The 22,049-nt window shown below is 75.5% G+C and carries 24 protein-coding genes; 9 read left to right on the forward strand and 15 right to left on the reverse strand.

Features of this window, described 5'->3' with window-relative positions; all coding sequences use genetic code 11:
- Window positions 1-60 precede the first annotated feature (60 nt).
- The 3 genes from ACFYXU_RS25330 to ACFYXU_RS25340 all read right to left on the reverse strand — a co-directional run bounded on the left by ACFYXU_RS25330 (window position 61) and on the right by ACFYXU_RS25340 (window position 2,262).
- Entirely contained in the window at window positions 61-984 is a 924-nt protein-coding gene (locus ACFYXU_RS25330) for a zinc-binding dehydrogenase (RefSeq protein WP_361397869.1), read from the reverse strand.
- Window positions 985-1,033: 49 nt separating this feature from the next.
- A complete protein-coding gene (locus ACFYXU_RS25335; RefSeq protein ID WP_376509434.1) occupies window positions 1,034-1,735 on the reverse strand; it encodes a nitroreductase family protein in 702 nt (233 codons plus the stop codon).
- 221 nt (window positions 1,736-1,956) lie between these two features.
- Entirely contained in the window at window positions 1,957-2,262 is a 306-nt protein-coding gene (locus tag ACFYXU_RS25340; RefSeq protein WP_329853879.1) for a 4a-hydroxytetrahydrobiopterin dehydratase, read from the reverse strand.
- A gap of 94 nt (window positions 2,263-2,356) precedes the next feature.
- Here ACFYXU_RS25340 and ACFYXU_RS25345 point away from each other — a divergent pair, with 94 nt between their 5' ends.
- Window positions 2,357-3,178 (forward strand): helix-turn-helix transcriptional regulator, encoded by an 822-nt coding sequence (locus ACFYXU_RS25345; RefSeq protein WP_329853881.1) that lies wholly within the window; start codon window positions 2,357-2,359, stop codon window positions 3,176-3,178.
- Window positions 3,179-3,181: 3 nt separating this feature from the next.
- On the opposite strand, the gene ACFYXU_RS25350 is transcribed toward ACFYXU_RS25345, so the two are convergent.
- Window positions 3,182-3,607, reverse strand: coding sequence for a hypothetical protein (locus tag ACFYXU_RS25350; protein WP_389460085.1), 426 nt, complete (start codon window positions 3,605-3,607; stop codon window positions 3,182-3,184).
- Window positions 3,608-3,835: 228 nt separating this feature from the next.
- Between ACFYXU_RS25350 and ACFYXU_RS25355 the strand changes: the two genes are divergently transcribed.
- Window positions 3,836-5,044, forward strand: a complete 1,209-nt coding sequence (locus tag ACFYXU_RS25355) for a low temperature requirement protein A (RefSeq protein WP_376509428.1) — start codon at window positions 3,836-3,838, stop codon at window positions 5,042-5,044.
- Window positions 5,045-5,201: 157 nt separating this feature from the next.
- Here the strand turns inward: ACFYXU_RS25355 and ACFYXU_RS25360 are convergent, their stop codons facing one another.
- From ACFYXU_RS25360 to ACFYXU_RS25380, 5 genes are all read right to left on the reverse strand, one after another.
- On the reverse strand, window positions 5,202-5,366 hold the full coding sequence (locus tag ACFYXU_RS25360) for a hypothetical protein (protein ID WP_376509426.1): 165 nt from the start codon (window positions 5,364-5,366) through the stop codon (window positions 5,202-5,204).
- 51 nt (window positions 5,367-5,417) lie between these two features.
- On the reverse strand, window positions 5,418-5,798 hold the full coding sequence (locus ACFYXU_RS25365) for a hypothetical protein (protein ID WP_389460087.1): 381 nt from the start codon (window positions 5,796-5,798) through the stop codon (window positions 5,418-5,420).
- A gap of 66 nt (window positions 5,799-5,864) precedes the next feature.
- Entirely contained in the window at window positions 5,865-7,256 is a 1,392-nt protein-coding gene (locus tag ACFYXU_RS25370) for an amino acid permease (protein ID WP_389460089.1), read from the reverse strand.
- Window positions 7,257-7,322: 66 nt separating this feature from the next.
- On the reverse strand, window positions 7,323-9,425 hold the full coding sequence (locus ACFYXU_RS25375) for a phage holin family protein (RefSeq protein ID WP_389406462.1): 2,103 nt from the start codon (window positions 9,423-9,425) through the stop codon (window positions 7,323-7,325).
- A 316-nt stretch (window positions 9,426-9,741) separates the two neighbouring features.
- On the reverse strand, window positions 9,742-10,146 hold the full coding sequence (locus ACFYXU_RS25380) for a hypothetical protein (protein WP_329853889.1): 405 nt from the start codon (window positions 10,144-10,146) through the stop codon (window positions 9,742-9,744).
- A 109-nt stretch (window positions 10,147-10,255) separates the two neighbouring features.
- Between ACFYXU_RS25380 and ACFYXU_RS25385 the strand changes: the two genes are divergently transcribed.
- Together ACFYXU_RS25385 and ACFYXU_RS25390 are read left to right on the forward strand one after the other, a co-directional pair.
- Entirely contained in the window at window positions 10,256-11,035 is a 780-nt protein-coding gene (locus tag ACFYXU_RS25385; RefSeq protein ID WP_389460091.1) for an MBL fold metallo-hydrolase, read from the forward strand.
- A gap of 17 nt (window positions 11,036-11,052) precedes the next feature.
- Entirely contained in the window at window positions 11,053-11,694 is a 642-nt protein-coding gene (locus tag ACFYXU_RS25390; RefSeq protein WP_389460550.1) for a DedA family protein, read from the forward strand.
- Here the strand turns inward: ACFYXU_RS25390 and ACFYXU_RS25395 are convergent.
- The gene (locus tag ACFYXU_RS25395; protein ID WP_376509417.1) at window positions 11,674-12,723 is read right to left on the reverse strand and encodes an MBL fold metallo-hydrolase; all 1,050 of its coding nucleotides are present in this window, start codon (window positions 12,721-12,723) and stop codon (window positions 11,674-11,676) included. The genes ACFYXU_RS25390 and ACFYXU_RS25395 overlap by 21 nt on opposite strands.
- 109 nt (window positions 12,724-12,832) lie before the next feature.
- Window positions 12,833-14,065: an aminotransferase class I/II-fold pyridoxal phosphate-dependent enzyme gene (locus tag ACFYXU_RS25400; protein WP_389460093.1), complete on the reverse strand. Its 1,233-nt coding sequence runs from the start codon at window positions 14,063-14,065 to the stop codon at window positions 12,833-12,835.
- A 234-nt stretch (window positions 14,066-14,299) separates the two neighbouring features.
- On the opposite strand from ACFYXU_RS25400, the gene ACFYXU_RS25405 reads away from it, so the two are divergent.
- Both ACFYXU_RS25405 and ACFYXU_RS25410 read left to right on the forward strand, forming a co-directional pair.
- Window positions 14,300-14,806: a GNAT family N-acetyltransferase gene (locus ACFYXU_RS25405; protein WP_389460096.1), complete on the forward strand. Its 507-nt coding sequence runs from the start codon at window positions 14,300-14,302 to the stop codon at window positions 14,804-14,806.
- Between the two features lie 90 nt (window positions 14,807-14,896).
- Window positions 14,897-15,733: a methyltransferase domain-containing protein gene (locus ACFYXU_RS25410; RefSeq protein WP_376509411.1), complete on the forward strand. Its 837-nt coding sequence runs from the start codon at window positions 14,897-14,899 to the stop codon at window positions 15,731-15,733.
- Between the two features lie 60 nt (window positions 15,734-15,793).
- On the opposite strand, the gene ACFYXU_RS25415 is transcribed toward ACFYXU_RS25410, so the two are convergent.
- Complete coding sequence (locus ACFYXU_RS25415; protein ID WP_389460098.1) at window positions 15,794-17,749, reverse strand: DUF5107 domain-containing protein; 1,956 nt, start codon at window positions 17,747-17,749, stop codon at window positions 15,794-15,796.
- A gap of 213 nt (window positions 17,750-17,962) precedes the next feature.
- Between ACFYXU_RS25415 and ACFYXU_RS25420 the strand changes: the two genes are divergently transcribed.
- Entirely contained in the window at window positions 17,963-18,295 is a 333-nt protein-coding gene (locus ACFYXU_RS25420; protein ID WP_361397837.1) for a DUF6204 family protein, read from the forward strand.
- Here ACFYXU_RS25420 and ACFYXU_RS25425 read toward each other — a convergent pair.
- From ACFYXU_RS25425 to ACFYXU_RS25435, 3 genes are all read right to left on the reverse strand, one after another.
- The gene (locus tag ACFYXU_RS25425) at window positions 18,279-18,848 is read right to left on the reverse strand and encodes a GNAT family protein (RefSeq protein WP_329853900.1); all 570 of its coding nucleotides are present in this window, start codon (window positions 18,846-18,848) and stop codon (window positions 18,279-18,281) included. The genes ACFYXU_RS25420 and ACFYXU_RS25425 overlap by 17 nt on opposite strands.
- Before the next feature lie 360 nt (window positions 18,849-19,208).
- Window positions 19,209-19,553, reverse strand: coding sequence for a hypothetical protein (locus ACFYXU_RS25430; RefSeq protein WP_376509405.1), 345 nt, complete (start codon window positions 19,551-19,553; stop codon window positions 19,209-19,211).
- Window positions 19,550-19,801 (reverse strand): LapA family protein, encoded by a 252-nt coding sequence (locus tag ACFYXU_RS25435; RefSeq protein WP_361397829.1) that lies wholly within the window; start codon window positions 19,799-19,801, stop codon window positions 19,550-19,552. The genes ACFYXU_RS25430 and ACFYXU_RS25435 overlap by 4 nt, the downstream gene beginning before the upstream one ends.
- Before the next feature lie 185 nt (window positions 19,802-19,986).
- On the opposite strand from ACFYXU_RS25435, the gene ACFYXU_RS25440 reads away from it, so the two are divergent.
- Together ACFYXU_RS25440 and ACFYXU_RS25445 are read left to right on the forward strand one after the other, a co-directional pair.
- Complete coding sequence (locus ACFYXU_RS25440; protein ID WP_389460100.1) at window positions 19,987-20,742, forward strand: GntR family transcriptional regulator; 756 nt, start codon at window positions 19,987-19,989, stop codon at window positions 20,740-20,742.
- 205 nt (window positions 20,743-20,947) lie between these two features.
- The gene (locus ACFYXU_RS25445; RefSeq protein WP_389460102.1) at window positions 20,948-22,036 is read left to right on the forward strand and encodes an adenosine deaminase; all 1,089 of its coding nucleotides are present in this window, start codon (window positions 20,948-20,950) and stop codon (window positions 22,034-22,036) included.
- Window positions 22,037-22,049 lie beyond the last annotated feature (13 nt).

Consider the following 22,049-nt stretch of genomic DNA (forward strand, 5'->3'; position numbering starts at 1 on the left):
CTAGGGGCGTTGCGGTAGGTCCGCTTCGGGCAGGCCGGAGGGGACCTTCTGCAACGCCCTTCAGGGCACGAGCACGACCTTGCCCAGGTTGCGGCGCTGCTCGATCAGGGCGTGGGCCCGGGCCGCCTCGGCGAGGGGGATCTCCTCGTGCACGGCGGTGCGCAGGGTGCCCGCGTCGCGCAGCTCCCACAGCTCGCGCCGCCAGCGGTCGTACAGTTCGGGCTTGCCGGTGGCTATGGCCCGCATCTGGAAGCCGATCACCGAGGCGCCGCGGACCAGGAGCTCGTACGCCTCCACCGTGCCGCCGCCGGAGCCGAAGGCCACCAGACGGCCGCCGGTCGCCAGGGCCCTTACGGCGGGGCCGAGCAGGTCGCCGCCGACGCCGTCGAGGATCACGTCGTACGGTGCTCCCCACTCGGCGTCCTCGTACAGGACGACCTCGTCGGCACCCAGGGCACGTACGAAGTCCGCCTTGCCCGCACTGCTGACGGCGGCCACGACACGGCCTGCCCCGCCCGCCTTGGCGAACTGGAGGGCGAGCGTCCCCACGGCACTCGCGGCCGCGGTGACGAGCACGGACTCCCCGGGCTCCACCCGCGCGGCCTCGTAGGCCCCGCGCGCCACCAGCCCGCTGCGGACCAGGGCCACCGCCTCGACGGCACTCGCGCCGTCGGGGATCGGAGAGGTCATCGCGGTGTTCAGCACGGCGAACTCGGCGTAGGCGTCCGCGAAGCACAGCCCGGTGACGCGGTCGCCGACGGCGAAGGCGGTGACCCCCTCGCCGACGGCGGCGACCCGCCCGGCGACCTCGCCTCCGAACGGCATCGGCCCGGTTCCCTCCCGCACCTTGCGGACGGTGGGGAGGGTCACCCCGACGGCCTCCGTCCGCACGAGCACCTCACCGTGTCCCGGTCCCGGCACGGTGACGTCCTCGGCGAAGAGGACTTCGGGGCCGCCGTTGACCTCGTAGCGGATGCGGAGCAAGGGGGGACCTCCCGATGTGGACCTTGTGGAAGGTCCCCACGGTAGTGCGTCAGACCTCCACGATGACCTGGTCGAGGGACTTGCGGACCAGGTCCGGGACCTCGCAGTCGGCCGACGGGTAGCCCACCGGGATCACCGCGAAGGCCTTCTCGTTCTCCGGGCGGTCCAGCACCCGGGAGAGGAAGCGCATCGGGCTCGGCGTGTGGACCAGTGCCGCGAGGCCCGACAGGTGGAGGGCGGACAGCAGCATGCCGACCGCGATGCCGACCGACTCGTCGACGTAGTAGTGCTTGCGCTTCGTGCCGTCCGGACCCAGCCAGTAGCGCTGCTGGAAGACCACGATCAGGGCCGGGGCGTCCGTGAGGTGGGTCTTCACGGAGTCCGTGCCGAGGGGGCGCAGGGCCGCGAGCCATTCCTCGCCCAGGCGGCCGTCGTAGGAGAGCTCCTCCTCCTGCTCGGCGGCGGCGCGGATCCGCCGCCGTACGGCGGGGTCCTTGACCAGGACGAAGGTCCACGGCTGCTGGTGCGCCCCGGACGGGGCGGTCGCCGCGCACGCGACGGCGTCGCGGACCACCTGCTCGGGCACGGGGTCGGGGGAGAAGTGGCGCACGGTCCTGCGCTCGTCCATCCGCGCCCGCAACTCGGCGGCACGCGCGAGGGATTCGTGACCCGGCATCCGCGCGGGCCGGTAGGGGGCGGGGCGGTAGGGCAGGCCGTGGATCGGCGTCCAGGCTTCGGTATCGGGCGACATGGAGCGAGTCTGCCGAGGCAATGGTCCAGACCGCCAGAGCCGCTTCGGCCCGAAGACGGCCGGTGCACGTCGTTCCGCGTCCGCAATGCGGTCGGGTCGACGCGACGGCCGCCCGGCCGGGTCCGGACGGCCCCCGCCGGACCCCGCCGGGCAGCGGCAGGAACCAGGGAGGGTGTCGATCGTGCCGCGCGCCCGGTCGGCACGACACCCCCACGGAGGCGTCAGTTGGCGCCGTGGCCGGGGGCGATCCGTTCCACGCGGTCGGCGAGCTCGAAGTCCTTCTCGGTGACGGCGCCGCCGGCGGAGTGGGTGCTGACGGCGACCGCGACCGTGTCGTAGCCGAGGGTGAGGTCGGAGTGGTGGTCGAGCTCCTGCTGGATCTGGGCCACGTGGACGACGAGCGCGGTCGCCGCGAAGTGGTCGCCGAGCCGGTAGGTCCGGATGAGCCGGTCGGCGTCGACGGACCAGCCGGGAAGCTCCCTGAGACGGTCCTCGATCTCCTTCTGCGACAGCGGCTGTGTGGGCACGGCGGTGCTCCCTCCGGTCGGGTGGTGCGCGGGGTGACGGGCTCGGGCCCGGGGGAAAGCTACCCGGGGTCCCCCTCTGGGATACCGTCTGGCCATGACGACTGTCGTGACCGACACGGGCGTGGGGGCGCTGCTGCGCGGATGGCGCGAGCGGCGGCGGCTGAGCCAGCTGGAGCTGGCGCTGCGCGCGGACTCCTCGGCGCGGCACATCTCGTTCGTGGAGACGGGCCGGTCCCGGCCGAGCGAGGAGATGGTCCTGAGGCTCGCCGAGCACCTGGACGTGCCGGTGCGGGACCGGAACGCGCTGCTGCTCGCGGCGGGATACGCGCCCCGGTACACGGAGTCGCCGCTGGACGCGCCGCGCCTGGAGACGCTGCGCTGGGGCATCCGGCAGCTGCTCGACGGGTACGAGCCGTATCCGGCGCTCGTGGTCGACGGCACGTACACGGTGGTGGCGGCCAACCGGGGCATCGAGCTGCTGCTCGGCGGGATCCCGGAGCACCTGCTGACGCCGCCGATGAACGCGATGCGGCTGACCCTGCACCCGGAGGGCCTGGCGCCCCGCATCCGGAACCTGCGGGAATGGCGGGGCCACCTGCTGGACCAGATGGACCGTCAGATCGCGCTGGCCCGTTCGGAGCCGCTGCGGAAGCTGTACGAGGAGGTGGCGGCCTATCCGCTGCCGGAGCGGACCCACCCGGAGGACCGGCCGGACGCGGAGCCGTACCCGTACTTCGCTCTGCCGCTGCGGATCGAGCACGAGGGCCGGGTGCTGTCGTTCGTGTCGTCGATCTCGACGTTCAACACGCCGATGGACGTGACCGTCTCCGAGCTGGCCATCGAGACGTTCCTTCCGGCCGACCCGGAGACGGTCGCGTACCTGCGCTCGCTCCCGGCGGCGCCGGCGGGCGGCTGAGGCTCAGCGGGCCGCGGACGCCACGGCCCGGAGGGCGGCCCACTGGAGCGCGGCGAAGCCGGCGACGGTGGCCGCCTGCACCGGGGTCCACAGGAAGCCGGCGGTGGTCGGCTCCAGCCAGGCGACGAGGGCGACCAGGCTGAGCACGGCCCAGACCACGTTGGCGTCGACGACGAGCTTCACGGCGGCGGCCGGGGGCTGCGGGCGGCTCGCGAGCCAGGCGACGCCCGCGGCGAACGCGGTGAGGAAGAGACCGAGTCCGAGGAGCAGTCCCGCGTCGACGCCGAGGAGTTCGCCGAGGGGGCGGGAGGCGGTGGCGTAGGCGATCCCGTTGGCTCCGGTGACGACCGCGTCGAGGGCGAGGAAGCGGCGCACCGCGGACTGGGGCCGGGTGGTGCGGGCGAGACCGGCGAGCAGGGTCCGGGACATGGCGGATCACCCTCCTGAGGGGGACGTGGGCGCTGGTGGTGGGGCCGGAGCCCGAGCGGAGTGCGCCGCCCGGGTTCCGGTGTCTCCGAGCATGCCGCGCGGCGGGCGGAGGGTCGATGACGCCGGAGGTAATGCCGGTCTCCGGACGGTCGTGCCGCCGGTCCCCCGAGGTGAGTAGTCTTCGCGCCGGGGTGGCCGGAACCGGTGCCCCGGAGGGGGAGATCGCGCATGGCGTGGAACAGGGAACGGGCCGGCATGGTGGCCACCGGGGACGATCACAAGGTGACGCCCGCGGAGCTCTTCTTCGACCTGGTGTTCGTGTACGCGATCACCCAGGTCACCGCTCTGATGGCGGCGGCGCCCTCGCCGCAGCGGATGGTGGGCGCGATGGTCGTGCTCGCGCTGCTGTGGTGGTGCTGGTGCTCCTTCGCCTGGCTGGGCAATGTCGTACGGGCCGACTCCGGCGCCCTGTTCGGCGTCCTCGTCACCGTCATGGCCGTCGTCCTGATCGTGTCCTTCGCCGTGCCCCGGGTCTTCGCGCACGGGCCGGGCGGGCTGTCGGCGCCGCTGGTGTTCGTGCTCTGTTACGGCGCGGTGCGCGTCCTGCACCTGGCCTCGTACTGGCTCTCCAGCCCGGGGGACACCGCGCTGCGGGTCACCCTGCGGCGCACGGCCATGGCGTCCGTCCTGCCGCCGCTGGTGCTGCTGCTGATCGGCTGCGCCTTCGAGGGGCGGGCCCAACTCCTGTGGTGGCTGGGCGCGGTGGCCGTCGACTACGGCGGCATCTACGTCACCGGTTCGTCCGGCTGGCGGGTCAACTCCCCCGGGCACTTCGCCGAGCGGCACGGGCTGATCGTGATCATCGCGCTCGGCGAGTCCATCGTGGCGATGGGCGTCGGAGTGTCCGGTTTCCCGCTCACGTACGCCGTGCTCGGTGCCTCGGCGGCCGGCCTGCTGCTCTCGGCGGGGCTGTGGCGGCTGTACTTCCGGCAGTTGGGCGAGGCCGCCGAGCACCGGCTCGGCGGGCTGGACGGCGACGACCGCACACGCTTCGCGCGGGACGTCTACACGTTCCTGCACCTGCCGCTGGTCGCCGGGGTCGTGCTCTGCGCGCTCGGGATGAAGAAGGCCCTCCAGCAGGTCGCGGACACCGGGCACTACGGCCTCGCGGAGCCGCTGCACGGGGCGGTGGCCTGGTCGCTCACCGGGGGCGTCGGCGTCTATCTGCTCGGCGCCGCCGCGATCGTGCTGCGCACCTCGGGCCGGCGGCCGACCGCGCTGGCCGTGGGCGGGGTCTGCTGTCTGGCGGCGGGCCCGCTGGTCGGGCTCGTCCCCGCGCTGGTGGCCCTCACGGCCCTCGCCGCGACGGCGGCGGTCCTCGTGGGCGTGCACACCCGGCGCGGCGGGCGGACCGTCCCGGCGGTGGAGGCGGCCTGACGCCCGGCCCCCGGGTCGGTGGGCCGCGCGGCGGTGGCCGAGGAAGGCGCGCAGCCGGGCGGTGTCGGCGGGGGGCCAGCCGGGCGGCGGGAGCACGGCGGCCCAGCCGTCGAAGGCGGCCTCCCGGAGCCGTGCTCCGGGAGGCCGGACCCGGTGGTCAGCGGAGGGGAACCTCGCGGTGTCCCGGGTCCTCGCGGCGCGCGGGCGGCTCGGGCGCGGGCGCCGGGGCCGGTGTCTCGGGTGCGGTGCGCTCCGAGCGGCGGGCACGGGAGGCCTCGGCGCGCAGCAGGGCCTGGAGGACGGCGTACGGATCGACGGGCATGACGGAGCTCCTCGGGTGCGTGGGGGGATGACTGCGGGGAGGCGGGGCCTCTCAGCAGCGCATCACCACGCACCGGAGCGCGTCGCCGCGCGGAGCGGGTACGGGGGCGGAGGCGGGACGACGGTGGCCCCGGGGGCCGTGGGCCCTGGGGCGGGGCCTGCCGGGTCGCGGGCGCGTGCCGTGCCGCCGGGCCCGGCCGGGCAGTCCGGCCTCGGTGCCGGCCGGGTCGTGGGTCTCGCCGCCCGGGTCCTGAGCGGGGGCCGCGGCCGCCGCGCGCGTCTCGGCGGCCGGGAGCGCGGCGGCGGTCCCGGCGCCGAACAGCGCGGCGAGGACGAGGAGGAGCGCGATCCACCGGTGCCGTGCGCGGTCCGGGCGCGCCCGGCGCCCCGCCGGAGGGGCGGGCTCGGCGGGCGTCGGGCGCGTGGGGCTCATGGAGATCCGTCCTGCCCCGCGGTGCGCCCGGCGCGGCGTCCGCGGCCCGAGATCCGCCCGGCCGGCCTACGCGCCGGGCCCCGGATTCACCCCCTGGGCGGCAGCGCGCTGCCTGCGGGCCGCCCGCCACGCGTACACGGGCACGCCGGCGAAGAGGAACAGGACGCCCTGGTACACGGCGGCGTAGCCGGAGCCGGCGACGAGCCAGAAGGAGAAGCCGAGGGCGGCGGTGGCGAGGAGGCCGTCGCGGGCGAGCCGGGCCCGGGACACCTTCTCGGACTGCCCGGAGAGCAGGAAGTGGATCTGGGCGGCGGTGGACAGCAGGTAGGGCACGGTGGCGGTGAACGTGGTGACGAGGACCAGGATCTCGAAGACGCCCTTGGTGCCGGCCGTGTAGTTGTAGACCGTCAGGAGCGAGGCGAGGACGACGGTGACGAGCACGCCGGCCGTCGGGACGCCGCGCCGCTTGACGGTGAAGACCTTCGGGAAGAGTCCGTCGCGGGCGGCGGCGTAGGGGGCCTGCGCGCTCAGCAGGGTCCAGCCGTTGAGGGCGCCGAGCATGGAGACCATGGCCATGCAGGCGACGGCGGCCCCGCCCCAGGAGCCGCCGAACATGGCGTTCACGGCGTCGGAGAAGGGCGCGGTGGAGGTGACGAGACGGTCGTGGGCGACGGTACCGAAGACGGAGAGGGTGCCGAGCAGGTAGACGGCGGCGGCGCCGAGGGTGCCGAGGACGGTGGCGCGGCCGACGTTGCGGCGGGGGTCGCGGACCTCGCCGGCGCTGACGGCGGCGGACTCGACGCCGAGGTAGCTGAAGAGCAGGATCGCGGCGGAGGCGGAGACGGCGCCGAGCGCGCTCCCCCCGCCCGGGTGGAACGGCCCGAGTTTGGCGCTGTCGAAGAAGAACAGGCCGCCGACGGCGACGAGGAGCAGCGGGACGAACTTGAGCACGGTGGCGACGAGCTGCACGGCGCCGACGTAGCGGGTGCCGGCCAGGTTGGCGAGCGCGGGGAGCCACTGGAAGGCCAGGGCGGCGGCGATGGTGGCGGGCTTGGACGCGTGGACGGGGACCAGGACGTCGAGGTAGCCGACGGCGGCCACGGCGAGGGCGGCGTTGGAGACCCAGGCGGTGATCCAGTACGACCACGCGGCGAGGAATCCGGCGAAGTCGCCGAAGGCGGCCCGGGCGTAGACGTAGGGTCCGCCGGTCCGCGGCAGGCGGTGGGCGAGCCGCCCGAAGACCAGGGCCAGGGCGATCGCGCCGAGGGTGAGGATGCCGAAGGCGACGAGGCTGACGGTGCCGTAGGGGGCGACGGAGGCGGGCAGGAGGAAGATGCCGCCGCCGATGATGTTGCCCATGACCAGGGCGGTCGCGACGGGGAGTCCGAAGCGTCGGGTGTGCCGGGTGTCCTCCGGCGGTGCCGCGTCCCGCTGTGGAGTTGTGGTGGCCGTGCTCATGGGGTGGTGCGCCTTCCGTCGTACAAATCCGGACCATCGTCCGGTAGCGGCGAACAGGCGTCCAAATCAGTGCTTTTTGTCCGGCGCGACCGGGCCGTCAACCGGAAGAAGTGATTCCGGAGCATCCGTGGACGGGGAAATCTCCAGTGGGCCGAGCGGCACCTGCGGCCCCGAGGACTCGCGCAGCCAGCGCCTCAGCACCCGGTGCACCTGCTCCGCCCCGACCAGCTCCTCCCCCGGACCGACCGGCGGCGACAGATCGGGCGGCGACAGCAGGAAGGCGCGCGACTGCTCGCCGCCGAGGCCGCCGTGCGAGCCGATCTGCTCCTCGAAGGCGTGCACGCGGCCCGTCGCCGGGTCGTACATGGAGTTGACCATGATGTCCGCGACGTGCGGGAAGCGGTCCGTGCGCCGCACCGCGCGGGCCGCGCCCGGCCCGAAGACCGCGAGCGGCCCGTCGTCCGCGAGGTCCGCCACCGGCACCTCCGCCCCGTCGCGGCCGAGCACCACCGAGCCGTGCTCGGCGCTCGCCACGAGCACGAAGCCGACCCCCGGATGGTGCGCGAGGGCCCGCAGCAGCGCCGGATGGCGGCGGTCGATCTCCTCCCGGGTCATCCGGTGCGGCACGTCGGGGAAGGAGACCAGCCCCAGGTTCCCCGAGGCGAGGACCACCGGCTCGGACGGAGGCAGCTCCCCCGCCGTCTCGCCGCGCTCGTCGACCGGCCGGTGCAGCGCGCTGCGCAGCGCGTCCCTGGCCGCGTCCCGCGCCTCCGAACCTCCCCGGGACTCCGTCCGGGCCTGCCCCCGGTACCTGCGCCGCACCCGGCGCGGCACCGGGAGGCCGCACCCGGCCCGCACGAGCTCCTTCAGCGTCAGCCCGTACGCCGACTCGAAGGTCTCGCCGGGGCTCTGCCCGTGGTCGGAGAGGAGCACGATCCGGTACGGGCGCGGGGCGTGCTCGGCGACCCTGGCGATGAGCGCGATCGACCGGTCGAGGCGCCCCAGGACCTGGTCGGTGTCCCGGCCGTGCGGACCCGAGTGGTGGGCCACCTCGTCGTACGCGACCAGGTCGGCGTAGACCGCGGTCCGCCCGGCCAGCATGTCCCCCATCACGGCGGAGACCACGACGTCCCGCTCGACGACGGTCGCGAAGGCGCGCACGAACGGGTAGGTGCCGCCGCGCGAGACCCTCGGGGTCTCGCCGCGCAGCCGCGCCCGGGTCGACTGGACCACCTCCCGGACGCACTCGGCGACGAGCGAACCGGCGGTGCGCACGGCGTTGGCCGGGTCGGAGAAGTACGTGAAGTAGCCGGCCCGGGAGCGGTTGCGGGGGCCGCGCCGGGCGGCCACCGACAGGACCAGGGCCAGCTGGTCGGCGCCGCCGCTGAAGAGGTTGCCCCGGGAGGCCCCGTCCACGGTGAGCAGACCGGCGTCGCCGGTGCGGAGCACGGCCCGGCGCTGAAGCTCGACGGCGCTCGCCGGGCGGTTCGACACCATGATCCGGCCGGTGTCCTTCTCGTACCAGCGGAAGGCGGGCACGTCCTCGTTGGAGCCGTGCAGGATGCCGAGCTGGCTGGCGCCGGTCTGGCTCGACCAGTCGGTGCGCCAGGGCGTGAGCCGGTGGCCGGCGTCCAGCCAGCCCGCGACGGTCGGCATGAGGCCGTCGGCGACGGCGCCGCGCAGCACGTGGTGGCCGACGCCGTCGAGCTGGAGGAAGACCGTGCCGGGCACGGACGTGTCCACGGGGTCACGGGGGCGGGTGCGGCCGGTGAGCCGGTAGAGCCGGCGCCGGTAGGCGTCGTCGTCGCGGACGGCGAGGGCGGTGGAGGTCGCGGAGGCGACCGCGGACATCACGGCGGCGACCACGACGGCGGTCTCGGGGTTCGCGGCACCGCGTCCGTCGGGGATCAGCCACAGCGCGACGAGCAGCAGCGAGCCGTTGAGGAAGAAACCGAGCAGACCGAGGACGAGGGCCGGGACGAGCAGCAGCGCCCGCACGATCAGCGGCCACACGAGCGCGCCGAGCAGGCCGAAGGCGCCCGCGGCCCAGGCCGCGGTGAGCGCGGTCCTGGTGAAGCTGTCGCCGTCGGCGGACTGGAGCTGGAAGTCGGGCAGCAGCCCGGCGAGGACCAGCAGGGTCAGCGTGGACACCGCCCACACGACGGCCATCCGCCCCAGCGCACTGCCCGCGGACCGCCAGCGGTCGGCGCCACCCCATCGCCCGTCACCCACGCCCGCATCACCTTTCGCCCGTTTCCTGCCTCAAGCGTGGCACAACGATCCCGGCCGGGCGGGCGGGGTGTCCCTCGGGGGACGCCGGTGACGGGGCGGGCCCCGGGTCACCGGGCGACGGAAGACTCGGGGCCCGCCGGCTGCGGGGTGGACGGGATCCGTCGTGCCCCAGGACGACCGCGGGATCGGAATGCGTCACATCCGGAGCCGACGGCGGGATCGGGATCCGTCGTGCCCGAAGGCGGCGGCCGGCTCAGGAGCCGTCGTATCCGGCCGTGGGCATCGAGAGGCGCCGGTGGACTCCCGCCTTCGCCCCCGTGTCGTACGGGGGTTCGTCAAGTCCGACGGTCTCGACCCGCACTCCGCGCCGCTCGCACTCCGCGCGGAAGCCCGGCACGGAGGCCAGCGCGCGGGCGAGGACCCGCTCACTGGGGGCCACGAAGAGGTCCACCGTCCCGTCGTCCACGTCGGCCCACAGCTCCGCGTGGTCCGGGCGGATTCCGTAACAGAACAGCCTGCGGGCGAGCACGTATCCCTTGTCCTGGGCCCAGCGGGCGCACAGCGCGTGCTGTCCGCGCGTGTCGACAAGGAAGGGGTCGCTGTCCAGCTCTTCGAGCGGGGTGAGGCTGGCGATCGCCGCCACCCGAACGTCGTCCATGGGCCGACCCTACTGCCGGAAGGTGACGCCCGAACATCCTCCGGAGCCCGCTCGGGACATTTACTCTCGTTACGGAACGCGTACGGACGACCGAGAGCAGAAGGGCGGCATGCCGGTGGAGGTCACCTGGTGGGGTCACGCCACCTGCACGGTCGAGGACTCCGGGGTCCGCTTCCTCACCGATCCGCTGTTCGCGCGGCGGCTCGCCCACCTGCGCCGCCGGCGCGGCGCCCTGCCGCCGCCGGAGGCCGCCAGGGCCGAGGCCGTCCTCGTCTCCCATCTGCACGCCGACCACCTCCACCTCCCCTCGCTGGCCCGGCTCGCGCCGGGCACGCGGGTCCTCGTGCCGCGCGGCGCGCCCTCGGCCGTACCGGGGCTGCGCCGGCTCGACCAGGGCGGGCTGCGGCTGACCGAGGTGGAGCCGGGCGACGTGGTGACGGTGGAGGGCGTGACCGTACGGGCCGTCCCCGCGCTCCACGACGGACGGCGGCTGCCGGTCGGGCCGCACCGCGCCCCCGCGCTCGGGTATGTCGTCGAGGGCGAGGCGCGCACCTACTTCGCCGGGGACACCGGCCTGTTCGACGGCATGGCGGACGCGGTGGGCCCGGTGGACGTGGCCCTGCTGCCGGTCGGCGGCTGGGGACCGTACCTCGGGCACGGGCACCTGGACGCGGGACGGGCCGCGGAGGCGCTCGCCGCGCTCTCGCCGGCGGCGGCGGTGCCGGTGCACTACGGCACGTACTGGCCGATCGGCCTCGACGGGGTCCGGCCGCACGAGTTCCACGCGCCGGGCGACGAGTTCGTACGCCACGCGGCCCGGCTCGCGCCGAAGGTGGCGGTCCACCTCCTCGCCCACGGCGACCGGGTGCGGCCGGAGGTCGCCCGGTGATCGGTGGGCTCACCGGGATGGTCACGGCGGTGCGGGAGCTGCCGACGGAGTCCACGCAGCAGGCCGTCGGCTACCCCTCGCTCTTCCTGCTGGTGGCGCTCGGCGCGCTGGTGCCGGTGGTGCCGACGGGCGCGATCGTCAGTTCGGCGGCGGTGGTCGCCTTCCACCAGTCCTCGCCCTTCTCCCTGCTCTGGGTCTTCCTGACGGCGGCGCTCGCCGCCTTCCTCGGGGACACGGCGCTCTACTGGCTCGGGCAGCGCGGGGTCCGTTCCCGCAACGGCTCGCGGTGGCTCGCCACCCTGCGGTCCCGGGTGACGCCGGACCGCCTCGCGCACGCGCAGGAGCGGCTCGACACGCACCAGGTGTCGGTGCTCGTGCTGTCGCGGCTCGTGCCGGCCGGGCGGATCCCGGTGATGCTGGCCTGTCTGCTCGCGGAGATGCCGCTGCGCCGGTTCGTCCGGGGCGATGTCGCGGCGTGCCTGGCGTGGGCGGCGACGTACCAGCTGATCGGGATCCTGGGCGGCTCGCTCTTCCCGGAGCCCTGGCAGGGGGTCGTGGCGGCGGTGGGCCTGACGGTGCTCGTCAGCGCGGCCCCGGCGCTGTGGCGGCGGGTCCGGGGCACGCCCCGGGAGACGCCGTCAGGGCACCAGCACCCGTGAGGCGCCGACCGGCAGGTCCCACAGGTCCTCGCGGGGCAGACCGGCCTTCTCCCAGGCGGCCCGGACCCGGGTGAGGGGTTCGAGGACGGGCTCCGAGGAGAGCACGAAGGTGGCCCAGTGCATGGGTGCCATCCGGCGCGCGCCGAGGTCCTGGTGGGCGCGGACCGCCTCCTCCGGGTCGGTGTGGACGTCGCTGAGCCACCAGCGGGGGTCGTAGGCGCCGATGGGGAGCAGCGCCAGGTCGATGCCGGGGTAGCGGCGGCCGATCTCGCCGAACCAGTGGCCGTAGCCGGTGTCCCCCGCGAAGTGGATCCGGCGGCCGGCCCGGTCGGTGAGCACCCAGCCGCCCCACAGGGACCGGCAGGTGTCCAGCAGGGTGCGCTTGGACCAGTGGTGCGCCGGGACGAAGTCGAAGCGGACGCCGTCGAGTTCGGCCGCCTCCCACCAGTCGAGCTCGGTGACGCGGCTGAAGCGGCGGCGGGTGAACCAGCGGCCGAGCCCGGCCGGGACGAAGACCGGGGTGTGCCGGGGCAGCCGTCTGAGGGTGGGGCCGTCGAGGTGGTCGAAGTGGTTGTGGCTGATGACGACCGCGTCGACGGGCGGCAGGTCCTCCCAGCGCACGCCGACGGGGGTGAGCCGGGCCGGTGTGCCGAAGATGCGGCGCGACCAGACCGGGTCGGTGAGGACGGTGAGTCCTCCGACGCGCAGGATCCAGCTGGCGTGCCCGGCCCAGGTGACGGCGAGGGTGTCGGGTCCCGCGGGCGGCAGCGGGCCCGGCTCGAAGGGCAGCAGGGGGATGTCGCGGAGCCCCTCGGGACGGGGGCGTACGGCGCCTTCGCGGGCGAGGCGGGCCAGGGCCCGGACACCGGGCAGGGGCGCGGTGAGCCGGTCGGCGAAGCTGCGGGGCCAGTCGTGGCGGAGCCTGCCGAGGGGCTGGAGGACGGGCGCGGCGGGGACGGGGGGCGCGCCCTGGCCGGGGTGGTGCGCGCCCTGTCCGGCCCGGGCGGGGGGTGCCGTCCGTTCGGTCATCTGCGGACTCCGTTCCGCTCGTGCTCGGCGCCGCCTGAAGGGGGCGCGGGGTGGCCGCCCGCTGCCGTGGCGGGGGTCGCCGCGGCGGCCGTGGACGTGCTCGTCGTCGTCATCGGAGCTCCTCCAGGGCCGCCCCGAAGTCGGTCAGCGCGCGGACCACGTGGGGCAGTCCCGCCGGGTCCTCGGCGGCGAGGGTCTCGGCGCGCTCCTCCTCGGTGGAGCCCAGGAACATGCCGGTGCCGAACCTGACGCGCAGGGCGCCGAGTTCGTCGCCGAACCGGTGGCCGCCGGTCACCGGGGCGCCGAGCCGCGTGGTGAGGTGGCTCTCCAGCTCCAGGGAGTCGGTGACGCCCCGGGCGGCGAGCCCGGCGCGGAGCGGGCCGAGGTCGGCGTAGAGGTGGCGGCCGGCCTGCGGGGGCCGGGCGAGGGCCCCGGCGGCGAGAACGGCGCGGTGCGCGGCGGAGGCGAGGGCGCCGTGGACGGCGGCGGCGCGCCGGGCCCGGTCGGTGACCTCCCGCGGCTCGTCGAGGGCGTGCGCCACGGCGGGCGCGACGGGCCCCGGGACGAGGGCCCCGAGGGTGGTCAGCACGTCCAGGACGCGGGCCCTGCGGTCGGTCCAGCGGTCGGCGCGGGACGGGTCGGTGGGCGGGAAGCGGGCGACGGCGCAGGGCCAGGCGGCGGGGGTGAGGGCGCCGCCGAGGTCGGCGAGGACGGTGACGTCGTCCGGGCACATCTCGGCGGGGCTGAGGAGCACGGTGTCGCGCGGGGGGTGGAGGGTGTCGCGCCAGGTCTCGTCGCTGACGACGTGCAGGCCCTCGGCGACGGCGGCCTCGCAGGCCTCCCGCACGAGCTCGGGCGGGGCGACGGTGGCGGTGGGGTCGTCGGCGACGGAGAGGAGCAGGACCCGGGGGTCGCCGCCCTCGGCCCGGATCCGCCGGACGGTCTCCAGGAGGGCGTACGGGTCGGGGACGCCGCCCGCCTCGGCGGGCGTGGGCACGTGGTAGGCGGGACGGCCGAGGAGCCGGGCCTGCGGGGTCCACCAGGCGGGGCAGGGGCGGGGCAGCAGGAGGTCGCCGCCGTGGGCCGCGAGCAGCGCGAGGAGGAGCCCGGGCGCGCCGGGGGCGGCCACCACGTCCTCGGGATGGGTGCGCAGGCCGCGCCGCCACCAGTAGCCGGCGGCGGCCTCGCGCAGGACGGGCCCGCCACCGGGCGGTTCGGGGGCGGTGCGCCCGGCGGCGCCGGCGAGCAGGCCGGCGAGTCCGGGCAGGACGGGGAGGCCGGTGTCGGGTGCGGGAGGCCCGTAGCGCACCGGACCACGGCCTTCCGGAGCCGTCTGCGGCATGTCCCGTACCTCCTGAGCGCGCGGGGGCGCCGGGCAGGCACTCCCGTGCCCTTTATACGAAGGTTCGACTGTTTCCGCCCCTTCAGGGGCCCCGTTCCGGGGATGCGGCCCTGCCGTCGACCGGTCCGGGCGTACGGCTCGCCTCTCACCCCAGGCCGGGGGCCGGGCCCCGTCAGGTCCGGCCAGTCCGGTCCGCTCCCCTCGGGTCCGGTCCGGCCCGGGGCAGAATGCCGCATGATCCTCCGCGCAGCTCGACCCGATGACGCCGCCGCCCTCGCCTCCGTGCACGTCCTGTCCTGGCGGGCCGCCTACCGCGACCTGGTCCCCGGTCCGTATCTCGACGCCCTGGACGTGGAGGAGCGCGCCGCCGTGTGGCACGGCCGCCTCACCGCCCCCGACCGGCCGTCGGTGCTCCTGGCGACGGACGACGAAGGCCGGGCCGTCGCGTTCTCCTGCTTCCGGGCCTGTCCCGACGAGGAGTTCACGGCCGAGCTCGCCGCGCTGTACGCCCTGCCGGAGGCCTGGGGCACGGGCGTCGGGCGGGCACTCCTGTCGGCGTCCGCCGAGGCGCTCGTCGCGGGCGGGTTCAGGACGGCCGCGCTGTGGGTGTTCGCGGGCAACGCGCGGGCGCGGAGGTTCTACGAGGCGGCGGGCTGGCGGGCCGACGGCGCCTCGGCGTGGGAGGAGACGGGCGGCCGGCTCCTGGAGGAACTCCGGTACCGGCGGGACCTGTTCGCCTGACCCTATGTCCACATCGCAAGACACGGGTCTCATCATTCGGCCACGATGCGTACGGTGGAGGCACGCACCCACACCGAGGGAGTCGCTCCGATGACGCACGCCTCCGCGCAGCCCGCGGCCCATGAGACCGCCGTCTACACGCACGGCCACCACGAGTCCGTCCTGCGGTCGCACACCTGGCGGACCGCGGCCAACTCCGCCGCCTACCTGCTGCCCGAACTGCGCGCGGGGCTGGACGTCCTGGACGTGGGGTGCGGACCGGGCACCATCACGGCCGACCTGGCCGCGCGGGTCGCGCCGGGCCGGGTCACGGCCGTCGACGCGGCCGACGACGTCCTGGTGAAGGCCCGCGCGGTGGCCGCCGAACGCGGCCTGGAGAACGTCGAGTTCCGGGTCGCCGACGTCCACGCCCTGGACTTCCCCGACGACTCCTTCGACGTCGTGCACGCCCATCAGGTGCTGCAACACGTCGGCGACCCGGTCCAGGCCCTGCGCGAGATGCGGCGGGTGTGCCGCCCCGGCGGGGTCGTCGCGGCCCGCGACAGCGACTACGGGGCCTTCGCCTGGTTCCCGGAGCGGCCCGCGCTGGACGGATGGCTGGACCTGTACCACCGGGTCGCCCGCGCCAACGGCGGCGAACCGGACGCCGGACGGCGGCTGTTCTCCTGGGCCCGGCAGGCCGGCTTCACCGAGATCACGACGACCGCCGGGACCTGGTGCTACGCCACCCCGGAGGAGCGGACGTGGTGGAGCGGCCTGTGGGCGGACCGTACGACCTCCTCCGGTTACGCCGACCTGGCCGTCGCCGGCGGACACGCGACGGCCGGCGAACTGGAGTCGATCGCGGCGGCCTGGCGGGAGTGGGGCGAGCAGGACGACGCCTGGTTCATGGTCCCGCACGGCGAGATCCTGTGCCGGGTGTCCTGACCCCGCGCCCCCGCCCCGACCCGTGGCCTCCGTCTCCGGGGGCCACGGGTCGCCGGCCGGTCAGCTCGGGCGCATCCGGAACTCGTAGGCGTCCGGGACCGGTTCGTCGGTGAGCTCCGCCCAGACCTCACCCAGGATCTCCGCGCCCTCGCGCAGGTCCGCGACCTCGAAGCCCGCGTCGAAGACGCCGCGCGCCTCGCCCGGCCGCCCCTCGGCGAGCAGGAGGCGGATCTCCAGGAAGCGGAAGGCACCCCGGGCCAGGACCTCGTCCGGCAGCCGCCCCCACAGCTCCCTCGCGCGGCCGGTCCGGCCCGCCGCGAGCAGCGCCGCCAGGGCCTCGCGCCCGAGTGCCGCCGCCACGACCGCGCCGCCCCCGTGGTCCTCGTGGTCGGCGCAGGCCTCGGCGAACCGCTCGGCGGCCCGTGCCGGGTGACCGTCCTCCCGGTCGGCGACGGCCAGGCAGTACAGCAGGGGCCAGCGCACCCCGGCCCGTACCAGTCCGCGCTCCCAGCTCCGTACCGCCTGGGCGCGGTCCCCCGCGTGCCACTGGGCGATCCCGAGGTGGTACTCGGTGGACGGGTCGGCCGGGGCGGTCTCCAGCATGTCCCGCCAGGGCGCGGCGACCAGTGGCGCGCCGGGGCCCGCGCCCTTCGCCGGGGGCGGCAGGACGCCGGTGCGCAGGAGCTCGCGCCAGGGCTCCTGGTCCGGTCCGAGGGTCGACTCGGGGAAGGGCGTGCCCGGCAACGCGTATCCCGCGCGCAGGACTTCGAGTGCGCCCCAGCCGGACCCGGCCGCGAGCACGGTCTCCGGCTCGGCGTCGGCCGCGCCCTCCCGCCAGGCGGTGTACGCGGCGTCGACGGCGGCCCGGGGCAGCGCCGTCTCCAGTTTCCCCTCGACGTCGGCGCGGGCCGCCGCCCAGTCGTCGCCGAGCGCCGCGGCGGGGTCGGCGGAGAGCGGTCCGTACGCCTCCAGCCAGCTGAACTCCGCCTCGCCCGCCAGCTCCAGGTGTTCCAGCTGGGTGCGGGCGAGGCCGGCCTGTATCTCGGCGTAGCCGGGGGCGCCGGGCGCGGTCAGCCACTCCTGCCAGCGCCGGCCGCCGCGTTCCGTACCCCACAGGAAGAGCTTGCGGCCGCGCAGCGGGTCGGTCGAGGTCTGGACGAGCCCGTGACCGGCCGCGTCGACGGCGGCGATCCAGCGGCGCTGTCCGTCGGGCAGGTCGTAGAAGAAGTCGGCGGCGTGCGCGCCGTTCAGCGGGTACGAGCGGTCGGTGCCGTCCTCGGTGACGGGCACGGGCAGGCGGTTCAGGCCCCGTTCGTAGCCGTGGTGCCAGGCCGCGTCGGCGGGCGCGAGGACCCTGCGCTCCTCGGGGACGGCGATGTTGGACCACCAGTAGACCGGGACGGGCCGCTCGTGCGGGTTGCGGATGCGGACCCCGACGTGGAGGAAGTCGGAGCCCTCCGGGAGCCACAGGTCGACCTGGAAGGGCAGGTCGCGCAGCCGCTCCCACTCCCACAGGCGGAGCATCGGGCCGCCGTCGGGGGCCGGGACGGTCGCCGCGTGGAGGGGCGCGCAGGAGAGGGTGGTGTGGCCGGTGGCCCCGATGTTCCACTCGATGCCGCCCGAGAACCAGGCGCCGTTGAGGGCGAAGGCGGCCGGCTGGAGGACGGGGTTGCGGTAGAGGAGCTCACGCCCGGTGGGCTTGTGGTGGAGGGAGTGCACGCGGCCGCCGAGGCCGGGCAGCACGGTCGCCCGGAGCCGGTCGTTCTCGATCACGATCGCGTCGAGGTCCGCGGGGGTGCGCTCGCGGCCGTAGCCGTCGCGCACGGGGGCGGGGAGCAGGCTGCGCAGGGGCGCCCGCCCGATGCCCCGGGCCATGTCGCGCGGGAGCTCCGCGAGGGTCCGCGCGTCGACCGCGTGCGCCCCGGCGCCGGCGGGGGCCTGCAGTGCGGGAAGGGGGTTGTCCGGGCCCAACGGGGCCGCGGGCAGCGTCAGTACGGCACGTCGTACGGTCGTCATCGATCCATGGAACACGCCGGAGCCCGTCCTGACCAGGGGTTCTCCACGGTTCTCCGCGTCAGGCTTCGGCAAAGGCGGCGGGGCCGGCGGCCCGGACGTGCGCAGGCCCGGCGGCCCGGATATTCCGGGCGGCGGCGGGGGCCGCCGCCGTAGTGTGGAGCGCCGGTCCGCCGTCGTGGCGGCCGGGGACCATGGGCACAGGGAGTTCGAGGCATGGGTACGCAGCACACCTACCGGGTCATCGTGCGGGGCACGTTCGACGGTCTCTCGGAGGAGAGCCGGACCCGGCTGCTCGCCGAGGTGGACGCGCACGGGCTGACGGCGATGCAGTTCACGGAGGAGGGCTCGCTGGCCTACGACCGGACGCTGAAGGCCTTCTCGTACCGCCTGGTCGTCGTCTCGGACGCCGAGGACGGTGACGAGATGGCGGGGGCGATCGCGGAGGACCGGGTGGAGACGGCGCTCCGCGCGCTGGGCCACGGGCACACGGCGCTGCGCTCGACGGTGACCGATCTCGACACGATGAAGATCAACTACAAGCGCTAGGGGTGTCTTGGCGGCGGTCGGGCGCGGTGATCGCCCAGCGCTCGTGGTCGCGCCAGGCGCCGTCGATGTGCAGCATGGCGGGCGAGAAGCCCTCCAGGCGGAAGCCGGCCCGGCGGACGAGGGCGCGCGAGGCGGTGTTGCCGGGCTGGATGTTCGCCTCCAGGCGGTGCAGCTCCAGCGGGCCGAAGGCGTGCGCCAGGACCAGGCCGAGGGCCTCGGTCAGGAGTCCCCGTCCGGCGGCGTGCGCGAAGGCGCCGTAGCCGAGGGCGCCGCTGCGGAAGGCGCCCCGGACGATGTTGTTGATGTTGACGAAGCCTGCGAGGGCGCCGTCGGCGCGCTCGCAGACGAGGAAACCGGCGCGGGCCGGGTCCCGGATCAGCCCGCCCGCGTAGACGGCGTACGCGTCGTGCGTGCACGGCGGGAAGAGCCAGGGGCGGTGCAGCTCACGGCTCTCGCGGGCACGGGCGGTGAACTCGTCGGCGTCGGCCGGCGAGAAGGGGCGCAGGCCCACGCGGGGCCCGGTGGCGAGGTACGGACCGGGGTCGTCGGACATACGCAGCAGGTTATGCGGCCCGGGGCCGACGGGGTGACCGCGGGAAGGCGGGGCCCTGCCCGTGGGCCGGCGGGGCACGGTCTTGGCCTGGGCGGGGCGGTCCTGCCCCGGGGCTGGCGGGGCGCGGTCCTGCCCGTGGACCGGCGGGGCACGGTCCTGGCCTGGGCGGGGCGGTCCTGGCCTTGGGCTGGCGGGGTGCGGTCCTGCCCGTAGCGGCGCGGTCCTGCCCCGGGGCTGGCGGGGCGCGGTCCTGCCCGTAACGGCGCGGTCCTGCCCTTGGGCCAGCGGGGCGCGGACGCAGGCCGCGGCCCGGCCGGGGCGCGGTCCTCCCCATGGCCCAGCAGGCAACCGACCTCCCCGTCAGCGGCGGGCGTCGCGGACGCGGGGAGGGCAGGTCTCACCCTTCCGTACGACTCCGATCATGACGGTCGTCCGGCGGTCGAGGCCCGTGCCCGCCGCCGGGTACTGGGTGCCGACCTGCCAGCGGGGCGGCCACAGCACGCGCCGGTCGCGGCCGCTGACGTCGTGGACGTCGAGCCGGGTCCGGCGGTCCAGGTGGGTGAAGACCCGCCACAGTCCCCCGTCGAGGAAGTCCGGCATCGGGCGGGTCCCGGCCTCGTCGTCGACGGTCTCCTCCGCCGAGGAGGCGGCGAAGGCCGCCAGCGCGAGGACCGCGCCGCCGACGAGGACGGCCGCCCGTCTCACTTCCGCCTCCGGGCCGCGAAGTAGTAGCCGCAGGCCGCGCCGAGGACGGCGGTGGCCAGCAGGGCCACGTAGAGCGGCATGGTGACTTCGGGGACGAGCAGACGGATCTTGACCTCGCGGGTGTTCTCGAAGATGAAGACGAGCGTGAGGACGGCGACCGCGATCATCGCGATCCGGGCCGGGGTGAAGGCTCCGGCGAGCCGGGACGTGCCCCCGCCCGCCGTCGGTGGCGTCTCCTTGGGACTCATGCCCGCCCTCTCCTCCGTCGTGCCGTCGGTCGTACCGGCCGCAGCCGTGGGACCAGAATGGGACGCCCGGCGCCTCTCCGTGACGGCGAGCAGGGCCGTACGGGTGACTTGTCAGACAACGAGGGCCGACTACCGTGGTCCCGGACCGGCCGGAAGCGCGCCGGGGAACGAGACGAGGAGGGGCCGTGGCGGTCAGCGGACAGCGGCGGCGACCGGTCGTGGCGCTCTACGAGCGAATCGCGGACGCCGTCCACGACGGCACCTATCCGCCGGGCTCCACGCTCCCCTCCGAGCCGAAGCTCGCGGCCGAGCTGGGCGTCAGCAGGCCGGCCCTGCGCGAGGCGCTGCTGCTGCTCCAGGAGGACGGCGTCCTGACGGTGCGGCGCGGGGTCGGCCGTACGGTCAACGACCGTCCCCCCAGGCGCGGTTTCGAGCACGTCCAGCCGCTGGAGGAGCTGATCGGCGCGGGTGCCCCGCTGCGGGTGCGGGCGCTGCTGAGGACCACCGAGGAGCCGACCGACTTCACCACCCAGCACCTGCTCGCGCCCGCCCGCGCCAAGCTGCGCTTCTGGGAGTCGGTCCTGACCGGGGAGGGCACGGCGGCGGCGCTGAGCCACGAGTGGGCCGCGCCCGACGCGCTGCTCGACCGGGTGCACCCGGAGTTCGCGCGGGGCCTGCGGGACGCGGAGGGTGCGGGCGCCGGGGCGGTCTCGATGCTGGCGGTCCTGGTCGCGGCCTCCCGGGAGACCGCGCTGACCGCGCACAGCGGCATCACGGCGACGCTGCTCGGTCGGCGGCGCGGGGAACAGCTGGGCCGCCCGGCGGACACCCCCGCGGTGCTGGTCACGCAGGTGGTGCGGGTCGGCGAGACACCGGTCCTGGCCGCCAAGCACATGCTCCCGACGGGCACACCCGCGCTGCCGGTGCTCCAGTCGCACTGAGGGACGGGGCGGGGCGCACGCCGGGCCCCACCCGCCACCTTCGCGCGCCAGAACTCTGCCGTGTCCGCGACCTGACCCGGCACCCCCGCGCCCACCTCCGCCCTTCACCTCCGCGTCCCCACGGCCACCCGGCCCCGCGCCCCCGTGGGGCCGCCGTCAGGGGCGTCACAGCGGCCCGTGCCGCCGTGGCGTACACTTCCCGGCCATGCACTTGTCTGACAACCCTGCCACGCCTGCCGCCGCCACCGTCTCCGAGTGGATCCGCCGGGCCCCCAAGGCCGTCCTGCACGACCACCTCGACGGCGGGCTCCGCCCCGCGACCATCGTCGAGCTGGCGCGGGCGTGCGGCTACACCGCGCTGCCGACCGAGGACCCGGCCGAGCTCGCGGTCTGGTTCCGGGACGCCGCCGACTCCGGCTCGCTGGAGCGCTACCTGGAGACCTTCGCGCACACCTGCGCGGTCATGCAGACCCGCGAGTCGCTCACGCGCATCGCGGCCGAGTGCGCCGAGGACCTGGCGGCGGACGGTGTCGTCTACGCCGAGATCCGCTACGCCCCGGAGCAGCACCTGGAGGGCGGACTCACCCTCGACGAGGTCGTCGTGGCGGTCAACGACGGCTTCCGCGAGGGCGAGCGCCGCGCCGGCGGCCGGATCACCGTCCGCGCGCTGCTCACCGGCATGCGGCACACCGACCGCTCGCTGGAGATCGCGGAGCTCACGGTCGCGCACCGGGACAACGGCGTGGCCGGCTTCGACATAGCGGGCGGCGAGATCGGCAACCCGCCGGCCCGCCACCTCGCGGCCTTCCAGCACCTGAAGCGGGAGAACTGCCACTACACGATCCACGCCGGCGAGGCCGTCGGCGCGGAGTCGATCCACGAGGCCGTGCAGGTCTGCGGCACCGAGCGGATCGGCCACGGCGTGCGGATCACCGACGACATCGCCGAGGACGGCACGCTGGGCCGGCTCGCGTCGTACGTCCGGGACAACCGCATCGCCCTGGAGGTCTGCCCGACGTCCAACCTCCAGACGGGCGCCGCGAAGGACTACGCCTCGCACCCGATCGACGAGCTGCGCCGCCTCGGCTTCCGGATCACGCTCAACACGGACAACCGGCTGGTGTCCGGGACCACCATGAGCGAGGAGTTCCAGCACATGGTGGACGCCTTCGGATACGGCCCGGAGGTCTTCGAGGAGTTCACGGTCGCCGCCCTGAAGGCCGCGTTCCTGCCGCTGCCCGAGCGGCGACGGCTCGTCGACGAGGTCGTCCGCCCGGGGTACGCGGCGCTCTAGGGCCCGCTAGGGC

Source organism: Streptomyces sp. NPDC002232, from assembly GCF_042890295.1.
Lineage (GTDB): Bacteria > Actinomycetota > Actinomycetes > Streptomycetales > Streptomycetaceae > Streptomyces.